The following is an 18,033-nucleotide window of genomic DNA, read 5'->3' on the forward strand; positions in this document are numbered from 1 at the left end:
GGGCGCGCCGCGCGCGCCGCTTAGACTGGTCGGGTCCCACCCACCCCCGAAGCGCTGGAGTGAACACGTGCCAACGATCGTCGTCGAGGTCATGCCCAAGGCCGAGATCCTCGACCCGCAGGGAAAGGCCGTGGGCAACGCCCTGGCCCGACTCGGCAACGCCGACCTGACCAACGTCCGCATCGGCAAGCGCTTCGAGGTGGCCGTCGACGGCCCGGTCGACGACGCCAAGCTCGCCGAGGTCCGTGCGATCGCGGCGGACGTCTTCTCGAACGCCGTCATCGAGGACGTCGTGTCCGTGACGGTCGAAGGCCAGTGACCTCGATGCGCATCGGCGTCATCACGTTCCCGGGCTCGCTCGACGACCGCGACGCCCAGCGCGCGGTCCGCCTCGCCGGCGCCGAGCCCGTCGCGCTCTGGCACGGCGACCACGACCTCCAGGGGGTCGACGCCATCGTCCTGCCCGGCGGGTTCTCCTACGGCGACTACCTGCGTGCGGGTGCGATCGCCGCGAAGGCGCCGATCATGGCCGAGGTCATCGACGCCGCCGGCAAGGGCATGCCCGTGCTCGGCATCTGCAACGGGTTCCAGATGCTGGCCGAGGCCCGCCTCGTGCCCGGCGCGCACACCCGCAACGCGCACCAGCAGTTCATCCGCCGCGATCAGAAGCTCCGCGTCGAGACCACCGGGACCGTGTGGACCTCGGGCTTCAGCGCCCAGCAGGAGATCACGATCCCGCTGAAGAACGCCGACGGTCGCTTCGTGGCGGACCCCGACGAGATCAAGCGCATCGAGGACAACGGCCAGGTCGTGTTCCGCTACGTCGGCGTGAACCCGAACGGGTCGATCGACGACATCGCGGGCGTCTCGAACGAGCGCGGCAACGTCGTCGGCCTCATGCCGCACCCCGAGCACGCGACGGAGCCCGGCTTCGGCCCGGACACCCCCGCGGCGATGGCCTCCGGCACGGACGGCCTCACCTTCTTCACCTCCGTGATCGAGTCGACGCTGGTCAAGTGACCGAGCCGACCGACGCCACCTCAGCAGGGAACGACAACACCGTGACGACCTTCGTGCGCCCCAAGCCCGACACCGTCCAGGACGCCGCCGCGACCCCCGACAAGGACCAGCCGTACCAGGCCCTCGGGCTCAAGGCGGACGAGTACGCGAAGATCCGCGAGATCCTCGGCCGCCGCCCCACCTCGGGCGAGTTGGCGATGTACTCGGTGATGTGGTCCGAGCACTGCTCGTACAAGTCGAGCAAGAACTACCTCCGGCAGTTCGGCAAGAAGGTCACGCCGGAGATGACGAAGAACCTCATGGTCGGCATGGGCGAGAACGCCGGTGTCGTCGACGTCGGCAACGGCTGGGCGGTGACCTTCAAGGTCGAGTCGCACAACCACCCCTCCTACGTCGAGCCGTACCAGGGCGCCGCGACGGGTGTCGGCGGCATCGTCCGCGACATCATCTCGATGGGTGCTCGTCCGGTCGCCGTGATGGACCAGCTCCGCTTCGGCGCGATCGACCACGAGGACACCCAGCGCGTCGTGCACGGCGTCGTCGGTGGCATCTCGTTCTACGGCAACTGCCTCGGCCTGCCGAACATCGGCGGCGAGACCTACTTCGACTCCGTCTACCAGGGCAACCCGCTCGTCAACGCCCTCGCGGTCGGTGTCCTCCGGCACGAGGACCTGCACCTCGCGAACGCCTCCGGCGCCGGCAACAAGGTCGTGCTCTTCGGTGCGCGCACCGGTGGCGACGGCATCGGCGGCGCGTCGATCCTGGCGTCCGACACCTTCACCGAGGGCGGCCCGACCAAGCGTCCGGCAGTCCAGGTCGGCGACCCGTTCGCCGAGAAGGTCCTCATCGAGTGCTGCCTCGAGCTCTTCCAGAAGGAACTGGTCGAGGGCATCCAGGACCTCGGTGCCGCCGGCATCTCCTGCGCCACCTCGGAGCTCGCGTCCAACGGCGACGGCGGCATGCACATCTCGCTCGACGACGTCCTGCTGCGCGACCCCACGCTCACCGCCGAGGAGATCCTCATGTCGGAGAGCCAGGAGCGCATGATGGCGGTCGTCCGCCCCGAGAAGCTCGACGCGTTCCTCGCGGTCGTCGGCAAGTGGGAGGTCGAGACCAGCGTCCTGGGCGAGGTCACCGGCACCGGCCGTCTCGTCATCGACTGGCAGGGTCAGGAGATCGTGAACGTCGACCCGCGCACGGTCGCCGTCGACGGCCCGGTGTACGACCGTCCCGTCGCCTACCCGACCTGGATCGACGCGCTGCAGGCCGACACCGCCGCCTCGCTCGCGCGTCCGGCCGACGGCCCCGCGCTCAAGGCGCAGTTCCTCAGCCTGCTCGGCTCGCCGAACCTCGCGTCGAAGAACTGGGTGACGAACCAGTACGACACCTACGTGCTCGGCAACACCGCGCTCTCCTTCCCCGACGACGGCGGCATGATCCGCGTCGACGAGGAGACCGGGCTCGGCGTCACGATCGCCACCGACGCGAACGGCCGCTACTGCCAGCTCGACCCGAAGCAGGGCGCACGGCTGGCCCTCGCCGAGGCGTACCGGAACGTCGCCGTGACCGGTGCCGTCCCCGCGGCCGTGACCGACTGCCTGAACTTCGGCTCGCCGGAGAACCCCGAGGTCATGTGGCAGTTCTCCGAGGCCGTCGAGGGCCTCGCCGACGGCTGCATGGAGCTCGGGATCCCGGTGACCGGCGGCAACGTCTCGTTCTACAACCAGACCGGGACCACGCCGATCCACCCGACCCCGGTCGTCGGTGTCCTCGGTGTGATCGAGGACGTCGCACTCCGCGTGCCCTCCGGCTGGCAGGACGACGGACACAACATCTACCTGCTCGGCACCACGTCGCTCGAGCTGGACGGTTCGGCCTGGGCCGGCACTGTGCACGGCCACCTCGGCGGTCGCCCGCCGGCGGTCGACCTCGAGCGTGAGAAGGCCCTCGCGGACCTCCTGCACGCGGCGGCGAGCGAGCAGCTGCTGACCAGCGCCCACGACCTGGCGGACGGCGGCCTCGGCCAGTCGCTCGCGGAGTCGGTGCTCCGGTTCGGCCTCGGCGCCCGCGTGGTGCTCGACGAGCTCGAGGCCCGCGACGGCGTCGACACGGCCACCGCGCTCTTCTCCGAGTCGACCGGCCGCGTCATCGTGACCGTCCGACGCGAGGACGACGTCCGCTTCCAGGGCCTCTGCGACGGCCGCGGCTTCCCGGTGCTCCGCATCGGTGTCACGGACGCCACGAGCGGGTCGCTCGAGGTCCAGGGTGCGTTCGAGGCGACGATCGACGAGCTGCGCGGCACGCACAACGCCACGCTGCCGGGCCGCTTCGGGGACGTCATCGTCGAGGACGTGACCGAGGGCTACGTCGGCCGGGGTCCGCTCGACTCCGACGGCGCGTTCTCGCCGCGGACCGACTCCTGACAGCGGTCGACGACAGGATGCCGATCGTCACGCTGCCGTTCGCCGAGCTCGTCGACCGGTTCGGCCCCGTGCCGGACGGCATCGAGCTGGACGTGTGGGACGTCGAGGCGCCGTACGGACGCCCCGACGACGTCGCCATCGCGTTCCTGCCGTTCTACTTCGGCGGGCGGCACCGGTGGCAGTACGTGCACGACCTGCCGAACCTCCAGCTGCTCCAGCTGCCGAGCGCCGGGTACGAGCACGCGGTCCCGCACGTCCCCGGCCACGCGCAGCTCGCGAACGGCCGCGGCATCCACGACGACGAGACCGCCGAACTCGCGGTGGGGCTCGCGCTGACGTCACTGCGCGAGCTCGGGGCGTTCCAGACCGACCGCGCGAACGGGGTCTGGGACGCCCGGACCACCCGTTCCCTGGCCGACCGCCGGGTGACGGTGGTCGGCTACGGGGCGATCGGTTCCGCGATCGCCACGCGCTTCGAGGCGTTCCGCACCGAGGTGACCGTGGTGGCACGCACCGCGCGCGAGCAGGACGGCCGACAGGTGCACGCGTTCGGTGCGCTGCCGTCGATCGCGCCGGAGACCGACGTGCTCGTCCTCATCGCCCCGCTGACGGACGAGACCGAACGACTGGTGGACGCGGACCTGCTCGCTGCGCTCCCCGACGGCGCCCTCGTGGTGAACGTCGCGCGCGGCAAGGTCGTCGACACCGACGCCCTCGTGGCCGAGCTGCAGTCCGGACGCCTCTCGGCGGCGCTCGACGTCACCGATCCCGAACCGCTCCCCGCGGGGCACGCGCTCTGGACGACACCGAACACGGTCCTGACCCCGCACGTCGGCGGCAACACCGACCTGAGCGTCCCGAGGTCGATCGAGCTCATGCGCCGGCAGGTGGGGGCGCTGGCCGAGGGTCGCCCGTTCGAGAACCTCATCGACAACTGACGGCTGACGGCTGACGTCCGACGCGGTTCAGGTCAGTCGCGCCATCCCGAGGCTCGGTGCGACGTCCTCGAACCCGAGCGACCGGTAGAGCCGCTGCCCGGGTAGGTCCCCGACGAGGGTGACGTACGCTCCCTCGGGTGCCCGGGAGCGGACGTCCTCGAGGAGCCGTTCGACGACCCGGCGTCCGAGCCCGCGGCGCTGGTGAGCCGGGTCCGTGGCGATGTCCGCGATGTGGAAGTACCACCCGCCGTCGCCGATCGTCCGCCCCATCGCGACCGGTGTGCCCTGCTCGTCCACGACGTGGCACGCCGACCAGCTGCCCGCGATCGCTCCGGCGCCCTGCTCGGCGTTCTTCGGCGTCAGGCCGGAGTCCCGGCGCAGCCGGAGGTAGTCGGCGAGCGGAGGCGGACCGGAGACGAGGGTGTAGGACGCGTCCATCTCCCCAGTCTGGCCGGTCCCGGTGACACGCACCGTGCCTCCAGGCCGGATCGCAGCGTCCCGGGGGCGACGTGACGCCGCGTCAGACCGGGATGATGCAGGTCGGCGTGCCGACCGGGATCTGCGCGACGGCCTCGCCGGGGACGCCGTCGTCGCCGATCGGCAGGACGGCGATCGCGTCGGACATCTGGTTCGCGACGAGGACGTGTCCGGGCACGCGCGCGAAGTGTCGTGGCCAGACACCGCCCGACGACGCCGAACCGACGAGCGACAGCCCGCCGTCGGAGGCGTCGAGCACGACGATCAGGTCCCGCCCACGGACGGCGACGTACACGAGCCCGGCGTCGTCGACCTCGATGTGGCTGAGCAGGGACTCCCCCACCGAACCCTCGAACGTCGCCGTCGACGCGATGGTCACGAACGAACCGGAGTCGTCACGGCGCAGGCGGTGCACGTGCCCGTCCAGCTCGCCGGCGACGATCAGGTCCCCGTCGTGCCAGGCCAGGTGTCGCGGTCCGACGCCCGGTGCCACGTGGTGGACACGGACGAGCGAGATCGCGGGTTCGGCGGTGATCCGGAACTCGTGCAGGGCGTCGCCCCCGAGGTCCGCGACGAGCACGGTGCCGTCCGGAGTGGCGACCGACTGGTGGGCGTGCGGCCCCTCCTGGCGGTCCTCGACGGGTCCGGTGGCGTCGGGCAGGACCTCGGTCACGACGGCCGCGGCGGGCACGCCGACGTCATCGCTTCCGTGGGTCCCCACGACCCCGTCGCTCGCGAGGAGTGATGCGGCGTGGGACTCGGCCGCCTCGAGCGAGATCGCCGTCACGGTGCCGGAGACGTAGTTGGTGACGACGAGCGAACCGGACGGGTCGACCCGGACGTGGCACGGGGCGTCGCCGCCGGCCGGGGCGTCCCAGAGGTGCTCGAGCGCTGCGCCGTCGCGACGGAACGCCGAGACGCCGCCGTCCGCGGTCTCGGAGACGGCGTAGACGCGGTCTCCCGACACCGCGAGGAAGGACGGGTCGTCCTTGACCGCGACGGTACGGGCCTCGGCGTCACCGACGGGACCGGCAGGGACGATCGAGATCCCCGTGGCGTTGCCGCCGCCCGTGGCGGTGTAGGAGCCGACGAGCAACGCCGGGAGGGTGTCGCTCACGCGTCGCCGCCGGCGATCTGCTCGTGGTGGTGGATGACCTCGGCGACGATGAAGTTCAGGAACTTCTCGGCGAAGGCGGGGTCGAGGTGCGACTCGGCGGCGAGTGAGCGGAGCCGTGCGACCTGGACCTGCTCGCGACCGGGGTCGGCGGCCGGCATGCCCGCGGCGGCCTTGAGGTACCCCACCCGCTGGGTGTACTTGAACCGCTCGGCGAGCATGTGGATCACTGCGGCGTCGATGTTGTCGATGCTCTGCCGGATGCTGCCGAGTTCGGCGACGGCCGCCTGGTCGTACGCGGGCGTGGTGTCGTCGTCGCTCATGCTGCGAGCCTAACGGCCGGGGCTGGCCACCAGGTGTCGGTTACACACGCGCGCGTCCGCCGCCGCAACCTGAGCGGGACCTGAGCACGGCTTCGGAACTGCGAGAATGGGGGTCATGTCGGTCCTGCTCGTGATCTCGAGCGTGTTTGCGGTCCTCGCTGGCCTCGTGCACGTGTACATCTTCTTCCTCGAGTCCGTGGCGTGGACGAGTCCCCGGGTGCGCAAGATCTTCGGCCTGTCGTCGGAGACCGAGGTGCAGGCGACCCGCTCGATGGCGTTCAACCAGGGGTTCTACAACCTCTTCCTCGCGATCGGTGCGGTCCTCGGTGTGGTGCTCGTCGTCGCGGGCAACAGCGCGAGCGGGTGGACCCTCGTGGTGTTCGCGACGGCGTCGATGCTCGGTGCCGCGGTGGTCCTCGCCGGCACCGGCCGCCGCTACCTCAACTCCGCGTTCGTGCAGGGCGCGTTCCCCCTGATCGCACTGCTGTTCGCGTTCCTCGGGTCCACGTTCGGATCCTGACCGCCGCGACCGTCGCACACGCGAAAGCGACAGTGTGCCGCCGAACAACGGCGGCACACTGTCGCTTTGACAGCAAGTTCCGGTAGGTCAGCCGAGCTTCGCCTGGAACTCGTCCGGCAGCTTCTCGAGCGCCCACTCGATCGCCGCGGTGGTCCCCATCGAGAACGCCGAGGACACGTCGGCGTCGTCGAACACGATGGAGTGCCCGGCCTCGACCGACGGCACCTTCTGGAACAGCGGGTCCGCCTCGGCCTTCGACGCGTCGACGTAGATCGGCAGGATGAGCGTCAGGTCGGCGTTCAACAGGTCGAGGTTCTCGTCCGACAGGTGCACCGAGAACGCCTTGCCGGCCTGCTCGTCGATGGCCTTCGGGATGGTGAAGCCGAGGTTCCGCATGAACGTCGAACGGCTGTCCGTGGAGGCGTAGGCACCGAAGCCCTCGGAGCTGTAGGCCCCGACGACGGCGGTCTTGCCCTCGAACTCCGGGTGCGCCTTGCGTGCCGCGGCGTAGGCGTCGTCGAGATCGGAGAGCAGCTTCTTGCCCTCCGCTTCCTTGCCGAGGGCCTTCGCGATCATCGTGGTCTGCTGCTGGGTCGAGGCGAGGTAGTTCTCGCCGCCCTTCGGGATCGCCACGGTCGGCGCGATCGCGGACAGCTTGGCGTAGCGGTCCTTGTCACCGGAGGACTTCACGTCGAGGATCACGTCGGGCTTGAGCTTGAGGATGTCCTCGTAGCTCGGCTCGAGCGTCTGGATGATCTTCGGCGACTTCGTGTAGGCACCCTTCAGCCAGGGGCCGACACCGTCGCCACCGAAGGCGAGCCAGTCGCTCGCGCCGACGGGCTGCACGCCGAGCTCGAGTGCCGTCTCGGCGTCGCCCCACCCGAGGGCGACGACGCGCTTCGGCTGCGACTCGATCTTCGTGGTGCCGAGCGCGGTGGTGATGGACACCGGGAAGGCCCCGCCGGACGACCCCGATGACGAGGAGGACGGGGAGCCGGAGCCGGAGGCGCACCCGGCGAGGACGAGGGACGCTGCGACGACGGCACCGGCAGCGGCAAGCACGCGTCGGAGACGGAGGGGAGTACGGATCACGAAGGGTAGCCTAACCTAACGACCCGGTACGGAAAACGTCTGGATAGGCTGGACGACCGTGGCCGTCACCGATCCCGCCCGCACCCGGCTCGCGGTGCTCGGCTCCCCCATCGCGCACTCCCTCTCCCCCACGCTGCACGCAGCGGCCTACGACGTCCTGGGGTTGCCGTGGTCGTACGGGAGGCACGAGGTCGCGTCCCACGAGCTCGGTGCGTTCGTCGCGGGGCTGGGTCCGGAGTGGCGTGGGTTGAGCCTCACGATGCCGCTCAAGCGGGACGTGCTGCCGCTCCTCGACCGGACCACTCCGCTGGTCGACGAGCTCGGGGTCGCCAACACCATCGCCTTCCGGACCTCCGGCGACACCGTGTTGCGGTACGGGGCGAACACCGACGTCGAGGGGCTCGTCCGACCGGTCGAGGCACTCGGCCACCTGCCCGGTGAGGCGACGGTCCTCGGCGGTGGTGCGACCGCGGCGAGCGCCCTCACGGCCGCCGTCCGGCTCGGTGCGACCCTGGTGCGGCTGTTCCTCCGCGACACCGCGAAGGCCGGAGCACTCGTCGACCTGGCCGTGCGGCTCGGCATCTCGCTCGAGGTCCTGCCCCTGACGGACCTTCCCGGGACACGGCACGGGTTCGTCGTCTCGACCCTGCCCGGTGGTGCCGCGGACACCCTCGAGCTGGTGCCGACCGGGCCCGACGCCGTGCTGTTCGACGTCGCCTACGAGCCGTGGCCCACCGCGGTCGCCTCGCGCTGGGCCGGTGCGGGCGGCCGGGTGCTCAACGGCCTCGACATGCTCACGGAGCAGGCGCTCGGACAGATCCGGTTCTTCCTCACCGGCGACCAGGACGAGCTGCTGCCCGCCGAGGCGGACGTGCGGCGGGCGATGCGCGCCGCCGTGGGGCTGCCGCCCACCCTGCTCAGCTGACGACGCCGTCCACGTAGTACCAGCGGCCGCCCTCGCGGACGAACTCGCTCGTCTCCTCGAGCGTGCCGCGCTCGGTATCGGAACGCCACCACGCGCGGAACGCGACCGTTCCATAGGAGTCGAACGGGCCTCCAGACCGCGTCGACAGCACGTCCAACCGGGTCCAACGCTGATCCGCGTCCAACTCGAGGTCCTCCGGCCGCGTCCGCGGGTGCCACGTCAGCAGGAGGTACTCGGGCAGACCGAGCGCGAACGCGCTGAACCGCGAGCGCATCAGCCGCTCGGCCGTCGGTGCCGCCGCGCCGCCGTGCAGGGGTCCGCAGCACTCCCCGTAGGAGTTGCCGCTCAGGCAGGGGCAGCGCGACTCGTCGGTGACCACGCCGGAACGCTAGTCGACGATCGAGATGGCGACCGTGATGTTGCCGCGGGTGGCGTTCGAGTAGGGGCAGATCTCGTGCGCGCGCTCGGCGAGGCGCTGCCGCTGCTCCGGACGGGCCGACGGGGCGTACACGTCGAGCTCGACCGCGAGGCCGAAGCCGCCCTGCCCGTTGCTGCCGATGCCGACCTCGGCCGAGACCTCGGCGTCGGTGGTGTCGACCTCGAGCTCCTTGCCGGCGGCGTGCAGCGCACCGAGGAAGCACGCGGCGTACCCGGCAGCGAAGAGCTGCTCCGGGTTGGTGCCCTCGCCGCTGCCGCCCATCTCCTTCGGCGGGCGGGTGTCGAGGTCGAGGCGGTCGTCCTCGCTGCGCACGTGGCCGTCGCGGCCTCCGCCGGTGGCGTGGGCGGCTGCGGTGTAGACGATGTCGAGGCTCATGGGTCGAGCGCACCGCGCCTTCCTGAGCGAGCGCTGGGCCGCGGCGTCACGGTGCGGGCTGCCCGCGCTCCCGAAGCCCGCACCCGGGCGTGTCCGGCCCCATGCGAGCCCGCACCCGGGCGTGTCCGGCCCCATACCCGATCGAGTGAGCACCAATCGTCGAGTCGCCGCAGCACACTGGACGATTTCTGCTCCCTCGACCCACGGGTAGCCCGGCACGCGCCACTCTCAGACCGACCGAGTAGAAGAAGTCTCGTGTTCGGACTCGGTTGGCAGGTGCTGTGGGAGCGGATCGGCGACGTCGTCGATCCGCTCCGCGTCCGCCGGGCGATCCGGATCTCCATCGTCGCGGCGGTCCTCGCACTCATCGCAGCCGTGGTCCTGCAGGTGCGGTTCGCCTGGGCGGGAACGTCCGCGCTGGGAGTCGTCGTCACCATCGCGCTGACCACCGCCGGTGTCGGCCTGGTGTGCCTCGGCTGCTTCCGGACCGCACGGCCGGTCGACCCAGCGGTGACGATCAACGGGCGACAGGTCCGTCCGGACACGCTGATGGCCGTGCGCTGGTCGGTCCAGCCGTACCTCGACCGACGCCCCCGCCCAGTCGCTCCGGACGACCGCGCTGCGGTCCTGAACGATGTGCCCCTGCTGCAGCGCGGGTTGATCAGACGGCTGTCCCGGTTCGGTCCGACGATCGTCGGGCTCGCGCTGCTCTGTCTCGGGGCGATCGTCGCCGGCGGCTTCCGCTCCGTCGTCTTCGTGTGGCCCGTCCTGTACGTCGGGATGATCCCGGACATGGTCGTCCGGCTGGGCCGCTCCGAACGCGCTCGCCACCACGCCGCCGGCCGACTCCTACGGTCCGCAGTGGCGACGGGATCCGACCGGTTCGAAGCTGGGCCTGCCCGGTGAGTGATCGACCGCACGCCTGTCGGTGGTCGCGAGCACACTGGGGTCATGTGTGGAAGGTTCGTCGTCTCCGACACCACGGCCGATCTGCTGCCGGAACTGATCGGTGAGCTCGCCGATCGGACCGAGCACGTGGACGAGGACACCGGCGTGGTCGGCACCGGCCTCGTCCCGAGCTGGAACGTCGCTCCGACCGATCCGGTGTTCGCGGTCCGGCAGCGGCACGGCGAACGGGAACTCCCCCGGATCAGCTGGGGCTTCGTGCCGAGCTGGGCGAAGGACTTCCAGAAGCAGCGCCCGAAGCCGATCAACGCGCGCATCGAGACGGTGGCGACGACCGGCATGTTCAAGCGGGCGTTCGCCACGAACCGGTGCATCGTGCCCGCGCAGGGCTACTACGAGTGGGTCGTGCGCGAGGACGGCAAGGAACCGCACTTCGTCCACGAGCCCGGCGGCGCACTCGCCATGGCCGGCGTGGTGAGCGCCTGGCCGGACCCGACGAAGCCCGAGGGCGACCCGGACAAGTGGCGGCTCTCGCTCGCGATCATCACGCGCGACGCCCACGTGGCGCCGGGTGAGGTGCACGACCGGATGCCGGCGTTCCTCACGCCGGACGGCTACGACGACTGGCTGGACCCCGATGGACGAGACACGGACGATCTGCTCGCCCTGCTCGACCACGAGTCACTGACGGTCGCTGCTGGTCTCGAGCAGTACGAGGTCGCGCGCACCGTGAACAGCGTCAGGAACGACGGCCCACAGCTGATCGAGCGGATCGCCTGACCCCAGGCGTCAGGGGCGCCCGTCAGCGACGCACGTCGGGCAGGAGCACGTGGAGCCGCTCGGCAAGCCGCTGCTGTGCTTCCTCGAGGGACCGGAAGTCGCCGACGTACTGGCCGAACGTGTCGGACACGAAGAAGTGCGTTCCCTGACGGTCGACCGTGCCGCCGTAGTACCCGCCGTAGTTCGCGGCCCACAGCCCGGTGTCGGGGCGGGACCACGTGATCCGCGCGTGTTGTGCAGGTGCGACGACCTCGGCCTCGATCTCGGTGATCGCGGCGATGGTGGCGGTGTCGACCGTGACCTCGTCCGCGGTGGCCTCGTGCGCGGCCGCTTCGTGCGCCGTCGCCTCGGCGTGGTGGGGGTGGGCGAAGGCCGTGCTCATGGTGCTCCTCGTGCTGTCCTGCTGTGCTGCGGTGCCGGGTGCTGACCGGTGGTGGTGCGTGGTGCGGAGTGCTCAGTCGACGGGGCGGATCACGGAGGGCAGCATGACGTGCAGCTGGTCCGCGAGCTGTGCCTGCGCCTGCTCGAGCGACTCGAAGTCCCCGACGACCAGTCCGAACGTGTCCGAGGCGACGTAACGGCCGTCGCGCTTGTCGATCGACCCGCCGAAGTAGCCGCCGTAGTTTGCGACCCACTCGCCGTCTTCCTCCTGCGTCCAGCTGAGCTTGGCCCGCGACGGGCGGGAGTGCGGCTCGGCCTGAGCCTCGAGGATGGCGATCGTGTCGACGGTGTCGGTGTCGAGCGTGACCTCGGCTCGGGTGTCGGTGCTGACGGTGGTGCTCATGTCGCTCTCCTTCGCGATCCGGGGTACAACTGCTGACACCAGAACGCTACGAGAACACCCCCTCCCGCCGCCAGCGATGCCCGCGCATTCACGGGTTCCGTCAATCCGCTGCATCAGTGATCCCCGGGTTTCCGGGGCCGTGCGACGCACTTCCGGGGTACAGGGGACAGATCGGGGTACTCGTTCTCCGGCCAGTCCCGGACCGCGCCGGCGATCAGGGTGCGACGCGATCCCGCCGTGCCCGCCACCATCGCCACGCGAGTGCGCCGGCGCCGCCGATGACGAGTGCGACGAGCGCGCTGCCGATCCCGGTCCCGGCCGGGCCGAGTGCGGACCGGAAGACCTCGGCGCCGAACGACGCGAGTTCGAGCGGGTACGGCAGGTACACCCGTGTCCCGAGGGCCGCGGTGACCGCGGTCACGGCGGCCGATCCGCTCCAGAGGACGGCGAGCGCGAGCACGGATCCGATGACCCGCCCGACGCTGGTCAGACCCGTCCTGGCGATGCCGAGACCGACCAGGACGGCGGGCACCCACCGGGTGACGGACAGCACGGCGGACACGGATCCATCGGCGAACCCGACCGGTGACACCAGGAACGCGTCGACCCAGGTTCCCGCGGCGAGCGCCCCCACCGCGACCGCGACGACGACGACGCCCGGCGCGGTCCTCGCGAGCACCACGAGCAGCACGACCGCGAGCGCGATGGCCAGGAGCGTCCCCGCGATCAGTGCGACGAGGTACACCTGCGCGGCGCTGATCGCGGCACCGGTCCCGATCGACCGGTCCGTCCGGAGGCCCGCCCCGGTGACCACGGCGGTCTGCACCAGGGCGACGAGCTGGACGACGAGCAGCCCGGTCACGGCGAGGACGGTGGCGAGCCGACCGGGCAGTCCCCGACGCTCGCCCAGGAGCCGCACGGCGAGCCCGGCGACCGCTCCGCCGACGAGCAGCATCGCTCCGATGAGCCCGACGCTGTACTGACTGAACGGCAGCAGCGCCACGGGCATGTCGGCCGGGTCGACGGTCGGGGTCGCCCAGAGGTTCTGCAGCGGCAGCCGCATGCCCGTGACGATCCAGGGCAGCAGGCCGACCACACCGGACAGCACGCCGGTCCCCACGCCGAGTCCGACCGTGCGCATCCGTGTTCCCCCACCCATCCCGCCAGGCTAGCGGCGGACGTGCGCTCCCCCGGCCCGCGCCGGCATCGCTGCACCCGTGGACACATCCGGCCTGGAGGCGCGACTCGCCACCGTCGACCGGTGACCTCCCACGAGTGGTTGGCTCCCGACCCCGCACGCACCTCCGCGCGCAGCCGACGGTTCGCCGTCGCCATCGCGGCCGCTACGGCGTCGCGGTGCTGCTCATCGGGTTCCGGCGCACGTGGTGTTCTTCGTGCCGCTCGGGCTGCTGGTCGTGGTGTTCGCCGGCGCACGGTGGGGGTGGGCGGGCGCCCTCGCCGGCCTGGTGCTGAGCGCGGCGATCGAGACCGGTCAGGCGCTGTTCCTGCCCGCGCGGTACGCCACGCTCGACGACGTGCTCGCCAACACGATCGGTACGACCGTCGGCGCGCTCCTCGGTGTCGCGGTCCTCAGTCTCGCGGCACGGCGCTCGCGGCCCGCCGATAGGCACCCGGCGTCATCCCGACGAGCGGGGAGAACTGGTCGATGAACTGACTCGTCGTCGCCCACCCGCAGGCCGCGGCGACATCGGTCACCGACTGGCCGCCGGCGAGGAGCACCAGCGCCCGGTGCACCCGCAGCTGTAACCGCCACTGCCGGTACCCCATCCCGGTCTCCTGGCGGAACAGCCGGGTCAGGGTCCGCTCCCCGACGCCCGACCACGCCGCGAGCCCCGCCAGCGACACCGGCTCCGTGAGGTCCCGCTCCACCCGACGCACCACGCGCCGCAACCGGGCGTCACGGGGTTCGGGCAGGTGCAGGGGCTGCTCCGGGGCCGACGCGACCTCGTCCACGATGACCGCACGGAGGTGGGACCGAGCCACCTCGGAACGCCGAGCCGTCGTCGTGATCGCGAGCAGTGCCTCCCGGGCCAGTGCCGACGCGGCCAGGACCGCCGGACCCGACGGGAGGCCCACGGCGGCGTCCTCGGACAGGTAGACGACGCGCATGTCGGTCACCCCGTGGGCCCGGTGCCGGTGCTCGGCACCGGCCGGGACCCACGCGACCCGGTTCGGCGGGGCGATCCACGCGCCGTCGTCGGTGATGAGCGACAGCACACCGGACGCGGCGTGCACGAGGTGCCCGAGCGGGTGCACGTGCGGCGGGACGGTCTCGGCGTGCGCGAACCAGAACGCCGCCTCGGTGCGGCCGTCCTCCGACAGTTTGCCCGGTTGGCTGGAATCCGACATCACCGGGCAGCGTACGTGTTCCGGGCCGAACCCGCTCGGTGGTGTGATCGTCTCATGACCACCGCTTCCGTCCCCGTTCCGACTGCGGCATCCCGGCGCGGACTCCTCGCCGCCTGGTACGTCGGCGCCGGGCTCATGCTCGTCGCGCTGAACCTGCGGATGGGCGTCGCGTCGGTCGGGCCCGTGCTCGGGGCGATCGAGTGGTCGCTGCACCTCAGCCCGTCGGCGGCGAGCCTCCTCACCACGATCCCGGTGTTCGCCTTCGGGGCGTTCGCGTTCCTGACGCCCGTGCTCACCCGGCGGATCGGGCTGCACCGACTGCTCGGCCTGACGATGGCGGTGCTGGCGGTCGGGATCGCCCTCCGTCTGGAGCCGCACGGATGGGCGCTCTACGGCGGCACCGTGCTGGCGGGCGCGGCCATCGCGGTCGCGAACGTGCTCATGCCGGCGGCGATCAAGAGCGACTTCGCGCACCGGGTCGGCCTGATGATGGGGCTGTACTCGACGGCACTGTTCCTCAGCGCGGCGATCGCGTCGGCGGCCGTCGTCCCGCTGACGGGCGCGTTCGGGTCGTGGCGTCCGGCACTGGCGTTCTGGGCCGTGCCCGCCGTCGTGGCGTTCCTGGTGTGGCTGCCGCGTGCGCTCCGGAACCCGGGACACGCTCGGGGGTCACGCGCCGTCGCGGACGCCCCGGTGACGGCCGTCGACGAGCCGACGTTCGCACGGCTGTTCCGCGACCGGGTGGCGATCGCCGTGACGGGGTTCATGGGGCTGCAGAGCCTGTCGTACTACGCGTTCCTGACCTGGGTGCCGACGGTCCTGCAGGACGCCGGGGTCCCCGCGCACGAGGCCGGACTGATGCTCGCCTACTCCAGCCTGCCGGGGATCGTGACCGGGGTGACGGGTCCGGCGATCGCCCGACGACTGCGGCCGACGTGGCTGCCGGTCCTCGTCGTCGTGGTGCTCTGCGCGGCGGGGTTCGTCGGACTCCTCGTCGCTCCGGCCGCCGGAGCGTGGGTGTGGATGACGCTGCTCGGGCTCGGGCAGGGCGGCGCGATCAGCCTGTCGCTGAGCTACATCGTGTGGCGCTCGCCGGATGCCCGGCACACCGCCCACGTGTCGACGATGGCGCAGGGCACGGGGTACCTGCTCGCGGGGCTCGGGCCGCTCGGACTCGGGCTGCTCCACACGGCGACCGACGGCTGGACGGTGCCGATCGTGGTGCTCCTGGCGCTCCTGGTGGTCCAGCTCGTCGCCGGCGTGGCCGCGAGCCGCGACCGGCACGTGCTCGCGCTCGCGCCGCGGGTGTAGTCGCCACGCGCCGCGCGCCGGGTCGCAAGGTGCGAGGTTCCGGACACGGTGGGAGCCCGCGACCCCCGCACACTCGTCGGAACCTCGCACACTGCGGCGCGGGGCCCACCCGCGTCAGCGCACCGCGCGCAGGGCGTCCGCGACCACGTCGAGCGCGGCGGCGATCTCGTCCGCCACGCGTTCGTGCGTCGCCTCCGACCGCCGGTAGGGGTCGTCGACGTCGTCCTCCGCGGGGTCGACCGGCTGCGGCACGGTTCCCCGGAGTCGGGCGACGCGCTCCACGAGCTGCTCCGCGGTCGCCACGCCGTTCAGGTCGGAGGGCTCGAGGGCGTCGAGCACCCGGGCGAACTGCCTGATCGTGAACGCCCGCTTCGCAGCCTTCGGCGCGAGCGACACCACGGCTGCACGGTGCGAGCGCTCCGCCGTCAGCACGAGGTCGGCAGCACCGGCGATCTCCGGCGTCAGGTAGCGGGAGCGGTGCGCCGACGGGTCGCCGCCGAGCCGCTCCGACTGCGCGGCGGCCGGGCCGTCCATCGGGGCACCGTCCTGCGCGATGGTGCCCGCTGACTCGACCGTGAACGCCGGGGCGTCACGGCCGAGCCGCGCGGTCAGGACCTGCGCGCCGAGTGGTGAGCGGCAGATGTTGCCGCTGCAGACGAACAGGACCCGCATCGTCAGGCCGAGGCGCCGAGCAGGTCGTGCCGGACGACGATCGCGTCACGGCCGGGGCCGACGCCGATCGCGGAGATCCGGGCACCGGACATCCCCTCGACCGCGAGCACGTAGGCCTGGGCGTTGGCGGGCAGGTCCTCGAACGAGCGGGCGCCGGTGATGTCCTCGGTCCAGCCCGGGAACTCCTCGTAGATCGGCTTCGCGTGGTGGAAGTCCGACTGGTTCACGGGGACCTCGTCGACACGGACGCCGTCGACGTCGTAGGCGACGCAGACCGGGATCGTCTCGAGGCCGGTGAGGACGTCGAGCTTGGTCAGCACGAAGTCGGTCACACCGTTGACGCGCGCCGTGTACCGGGCGATCGGGGCGTCGTACCAGCCGCAGCGACGGGGACGGCCGGTCGTGGTGCCGAACTCGAAGCCGTTGGCGCGGAGGAACTCCCCCGACTCGTCGAACAGCTCGGTCGGGAACGGGCCCGCGCCGACGCGCGTCGTGTACGCCTTCACGATGCCGATGATCCGCTCGAGCTTGCCCGGGCCGATGCCGGAACCGGTCGCAGCGCCGCCGGCGGTCGCCGACGAGGACGTCACGAACGGGTAGGTGCCGTGGTCGACGTCGAGCATGGTGGCCTGGCCGGCCTCGAACAGGACGGTGTCGCCGCGCTCGAGCGCCCGGTGGATCTCGAGGCCGGTGTCAGCGACCATGGGCCGCAGGCGGTCGGCGAAGGAGAGCAGCGACTCGACGACCTCGTCCGCGTCGATCGCCCGACGGTTGAAGACCTTCACGAGCAGGTGGTTCTTCTGGTCGAGGGCCGCTTCGACCTTCTGACGCAGGATGTTCTCGTCGAAGATGTCCTGGATGCGGATGCCGACGCGGTTGATCTTGTCGGCGTAGCTCGGGCCGATGCCACGACCGGTGGTGCCGATCTGGCGCTTGCCGAGGAACCGCTCGGTCACCTTGTCGATGGTGCGGTGGTAGTGCGTGATGACGTGGGCGTTCGCCGACACGAGCAAGCGGGACACGTCGACGCCGCGGGCCTTCAGCGCGTCGAGCTCCTGGAACAGGACCTCGAGGTCGACGACGACGCCGTTGCCGATGATCGGGGTGACGCCGGGCGTGAGGATGCCGGACGGCAGGAGGTGCAGGGCGTACTTCTCCCCGCCGACGACGACGGTGTGCCCGGCGTTGTTGCCGCCGTTGAACTTCACGACGTAGTCGATGCGGCTGCCGAGGAGGTCGGTGGCCTTCCCCTTGCCCTCGTCGCCCCACTGGGCGCCGATGATGACTGCTGCGGGCATCTGGTTCTCCTCACGTTGGCGGAGGACCTCACGCGACCGTCGGGTCGGTGGTCCACCCGAGTCTATCGGACGGTCACCTCCGCGCCACCTGGCGCGTGCTCGAGATGGTGACGACGAAACGGACTGGAGGCGCGGGGGCCGCGGGCCCCCCCCCCCCCCGCCGGGGGGGGGGGGGGGGCCCGCTCGGGGGCGGCTGTACTGGTGGGTGGAGGGGTAGCCCCCCCGCGGGGAGTGGGCGGGCGCGGCGAGGCGCAGTTGGTTGAAGG

22 protein-coding genes are annotated in these 18,033 nt (G+C 71.6%); 10 read left to right on the forward strand and 12 right to left on the reverse strand.

The window, feature by feature from the left end; genetic code table 11:
* Positions 1-67: 67 nt before the first annotated feature.
* The 4 genes from ABIC61_RS16730 to ABIC61_RS16745 are packed head-to-tail and all read left to right on the forward strand — an operon-like array spanning position 68 to position 4,381.
* Positions 68-319 (forward strand): phosphoribosylformylglycinamidine synthase subunit PurS, encoded by a 252-nt coding sequence (locus ABIC61_RS16730; RefSeq protein WP_144756263.1) that lies wholly within the window; start codon positions 68-70, stop codon positions 317-319.
* Positions 320-324: 5 nt separating this feature from the next.
* Entirely contained in the window at positions 325-1,020 is a 696-nt protein-coding gene (purQ, locus tag ABIC61_RS16735; protein WP_354030842.1) for a phosphoribosylformylglycinamidine synthase subunit PurQ, read from the forward strand.
* Positions 1,021-1,061: 41 nt separating this feature from the next.
* Positions 1,062-3,443, forward strand: coding sequence for a phosphoribosylformylglycinamidine synthase subunit PurL (gene purL, locus ABIC61_RS16740; RefSeq protein WP_354030843.1), 2,382 nt, complete (start codon positions 1,062-1,064; stop codon positions 3,441-3,443).
* 17 nt (positions 3,444-3,460) lie between these two features.
* Positions 3,461-4,381, forward strand: coding sequence for a 2-hydroxyacid dehydrogenase (locus tag ABIC61_RS16745; protein ID WP_354030826.1), 921 nt, complete (start codon positions 3,461-3,463; stop codon positions 4,379-4,381).
* Between the two features lie 27 nt (positions 4,382-4,408).
* Here ABIC61_RS16745 and ABIC61_RS16750 read toward each other — a convergent pair whose 3' ends face one another.
* The 3 genes from ABIC61_RS16750 to ABIC61_RS16760 all read right to left on the reverse strand — a co-directional run bounded on the left by ABIC61_RS16750 (position 4,409) and on the right by ABIC61_RS16760 (position 6,295).
* Entirely contained in the window at positions 4,409-4,819 is a 411-nt protein-coding gene (locus ABIC61_RS16750) for a GNAT family N-acetyltransferase (protein ID WP_354030827.1), read from the reverse strand.
* Between the two features lie 82 nt (positions 4,820-4,901).
* Positions 4,902-5,975: a lactonase family protein gene (locus tag ABIC61_RS16755; RefSeq protein ID WP_354030828.1), complete on the reverse strand. Its 1,074-nt coding sequence runs from the start codon at positions 5,973-5,975 to the stop codon at positions 4,902-4,904.
* Positions 5,972-6,295 (reverse strand): chorismate mutase, encoded by a 324-nt coding sequence (locus tag ABIC61_RS16760; protein ID WP_144756275.1) that lies wholly within the window; start codon positions 6,293-6,295, stop codon positions 5,972-5,974. The genes ABIC61_RS16755 and ABIC61_RS16760 overlap by 4 nt, the downstream gene beginning before the upstream one ends.
* A gap of 115 nt (positions 6,296-6,410) precedes the next feature.
* Between ABIC61_RS16760 and ABIC61_RS16765 the strand changes: the two genes are divergently transcribed.
* Positions 6,411-6,815, forward strand: a complete 405-nt coding sequence (locus tag ABIC61_RS16765) for a DUF1304 domain-containing protein (protein WP_222122002.1) — start codon at positions 6,411-6,413, stop codon at positions 6,813-6,815.
* Between the two features lie 87 nt (positions 6,816-6,902).
* On the opposite strand, the gene ABIC61_RS16770 is transcribed toward ABIC61_RS16765, so the two are convergent.
* Positions 6,903-7,907, reverse strand: a complete 1,005-nt coding sequence (locus tag ABIC61_RS16770; protein WP_354030829.1) for an iron-siderophore ABC transporter substrate-binding protein — start codon at positions 7,905-7,907, stop codon at positions 6,903-6,905.
* Positions 7,908-7,965: 58 nt separating this feature from the next.
* Between ABIC61_RS16770 and ABIC61_RS16775 the strand changes: the two genes are divergently transcribed.
* Positions 7,966-8,832: a shikimate dehydrogenase family protein gene (locus ABIC61_RS16775; protein ID WP_354030830.1), complete on the forward strand. Its 867-nt coding sequence runs from the start codon at positions 7,966-7,968 to the stop codon at positions 8,830-8,832.
* Here ABIC61_RS16775 and ABIC61_RS16780 read toward each other — a convergent pair.
* Both ABIC61_RS16780 and ABIC61_RS16785 read right to left on the reverse strand, forming a co-directional pair.
* Positions 8,825-9,211, reverse strand: a complete 387-nt coding sequence (locus ABIC61_RS16780; protein ID WP_354030831.1) for a YchJ family protein — start codon at positions 9,209-9,211, stop codon at positions 8,825-8,827. The genes ABIC61_RS16775 and ABIC61_RS16780 overlap by 8 nt on opposite strands.
* 9 nt (positions 9,212-9,220) lie before the next feature.
* Positions 9,221-9,646, reverse strand: a complete 426-nt coding sequence (locus ABIC61_RS16785; RefSeq protein ID WP_354030832.1) for an organic hydroperoxide resistance protein — start codon at positions 9,644-9,646, stop codon at positions 9,221-9,223.
* A gap of 255 nt (positions 9,647-9,901) precedes the next feature.
* On the opposite strand from ABIC61_RS16785, the gene ABIC61_RS16790 reads away from it, so the two are divergent.
* Both ABIC61_RS16790 and ABIC61_RS16795 read left to right on the forward strand, forming a co-directional pair.
* Positions 9,902-10,552 (forward strand): hypothetical protein, encoded by a 651-nt coding sequence (locus ABIC61_RS16790; RefSeq protein WP_354030833.1) that lies wholly within the window; start codon positions 9,902-9,904, stop codon positions 10,550-10,552.
* A gap of 45 nt (positions 10,553-10,597) precedes the next feature.
* Positions 10,598-11,332: an SOS response-associated peptidase gene (locus ABIC61_RS16795; protein WP_354030834.1), complete on the forward strand. Its 735-nt coding sequence runs from the start codon at positions 10,598-10,600 to the stop codon at positions 11,330-11,332.
* 22 nt (positions 11,333-11,354) lie between these two features.
* On the opposite strand, the gene ABIC61_RS16800 is transcribed toward ABIC61_RS16795, so the two are convergent.
* The 3 genes from ABIC61_RS16800 to ABIC61_RS16810 form a co-directional block, all read right to left on the reverse strand.
* On the reverse strand, positions 11,355-11,714 hold the full coding sequence (locus ABIC61_RS16800) for a hypothetical protein (protein WP_354030835.1): 360 nt from the start codon (positions 11,712-11,714) through the stop codon (positions 11,355-11,357).
* 72 nt (positions 11,715-11,786) lie between these two features.
* Positions 11,787-12,116, reverse strand: coding sequence for a hypothetical protein (locus tag ABIC61_RS16805; protein WP_144756292.1), 330 nt, complete (start codon positions 12,114-12,116; stop codon positions 11,787-11,789).
* Positions 12,117-12,330: 214 nt separating this feature from the next.
* Positions 12,331-13,275 (reverse strand): hypothetical protein, encoded by a 945-nt coding sequence (locus ABIC61_RS16810; RefSeq protein WP_354030836.1) that lies wholly within the window; start codon positions 13,273-13,275, stop codon positions 12,331-12,333.
* Between the two features lie 223 nt (positions 13,276-13,498).
* Here ABIC61_RS16810 and ABIC61_RS16815 point away from each other — a divergent pair, with 223 nt between their 5' ends.
* The gene (locus ABIC61_RS16815) at positions 13,499-13,786 is read left to right on the forward strand and encodes a VanZ family protein (protein ID WP_354030837.1); all 288 of its coding nucleotides are present in this window, start codon (positions 13,499-13,501) and stop codon (positions 13,784-13,786) included.
* On the opposite strand, the gene ABIC61_RS16820 is transcribed toward ABIC61_RS16815, so the two are convergent.
* On the reverse strand, positions 13,707-14,486 hold the full coding sequence (locus tag ABIC61_RS16820) for an AraC family transcriptional regulator (protein WP_354030838.1): 780 nt from the start codon (positions 14,484-14,486) through the stop codon (positions 13,707-13,709). The genes ABIC61_RS16815 and ABIC61_RS16820 overlap by 80 nt on opposite strands.
* A 54-nt stretch (positions 14,487-14,540) precedes the next feature.
* On the opposite strand from ABIC61_RS16820, the gene ABIC61_RS16825 reads away from it, so the two are divergent.
* Positions 14,541-15,797 carry an MFS transporter gene (locus ABIC61_RS16825; RefSeq protein ID WP_354030839.1) on the forward strand — a complete coding sequence of 419 codons (1,257 nt, stop codon included), beginning with the start codon at positions 14,541-14,543 and terminating at the stop codon, positions 15,795-15,797.
* Between the two features lie 114 nt (positions 15,798-15,911).
* Here the strand turns inward: ABIC61_RS16825 and ABIC61_RS16830 are convergent, their stop codons facing one another.
* Both ABIC61_RS16830 and ABIC61_RS16835 read right to left on the reverse strand, forming a co-directional pair.
* Positions 15,912-16,469, reverse strand: a complete 558-nt coding sequence (locus ABIC61_RS16830) for an arsenate reductase/protein-tyrosine-phosphatase family protein (RefSeq protein WP_354030840.1) — start codon at positions 16,467-16,469, stop codon at positions 15,912-15,914.
* 2 nt (positions 16,470-16,471) lie between these two features.
* Positions 16,472-17,767 carry an adenylosuccinate synthase gene (locus ABIC61_RS16835; RefSeq protein ID WP_144756307.1) on the reverse strand — a complete coding sequence of 432 codons (1,296 nt, stop codon included), beginning with the start codon at positions 17,765-17,767 and terminating at the stop codon, positions 16,472-16,474.
* Positions 17,768-18,033 lie beyond the last annotated feature (266 nt).

Origin of the sequence: Curtobacterium sp. 1544, assembly GCF_040544915.1 — a bacterium.
Classification (GTDB): Bacteria; Actinomycetota; Actinomycetes; order Actinomycetales; family Microbacteriaceae; genus Curtobacterium; species Curtobacterium pusillum_C.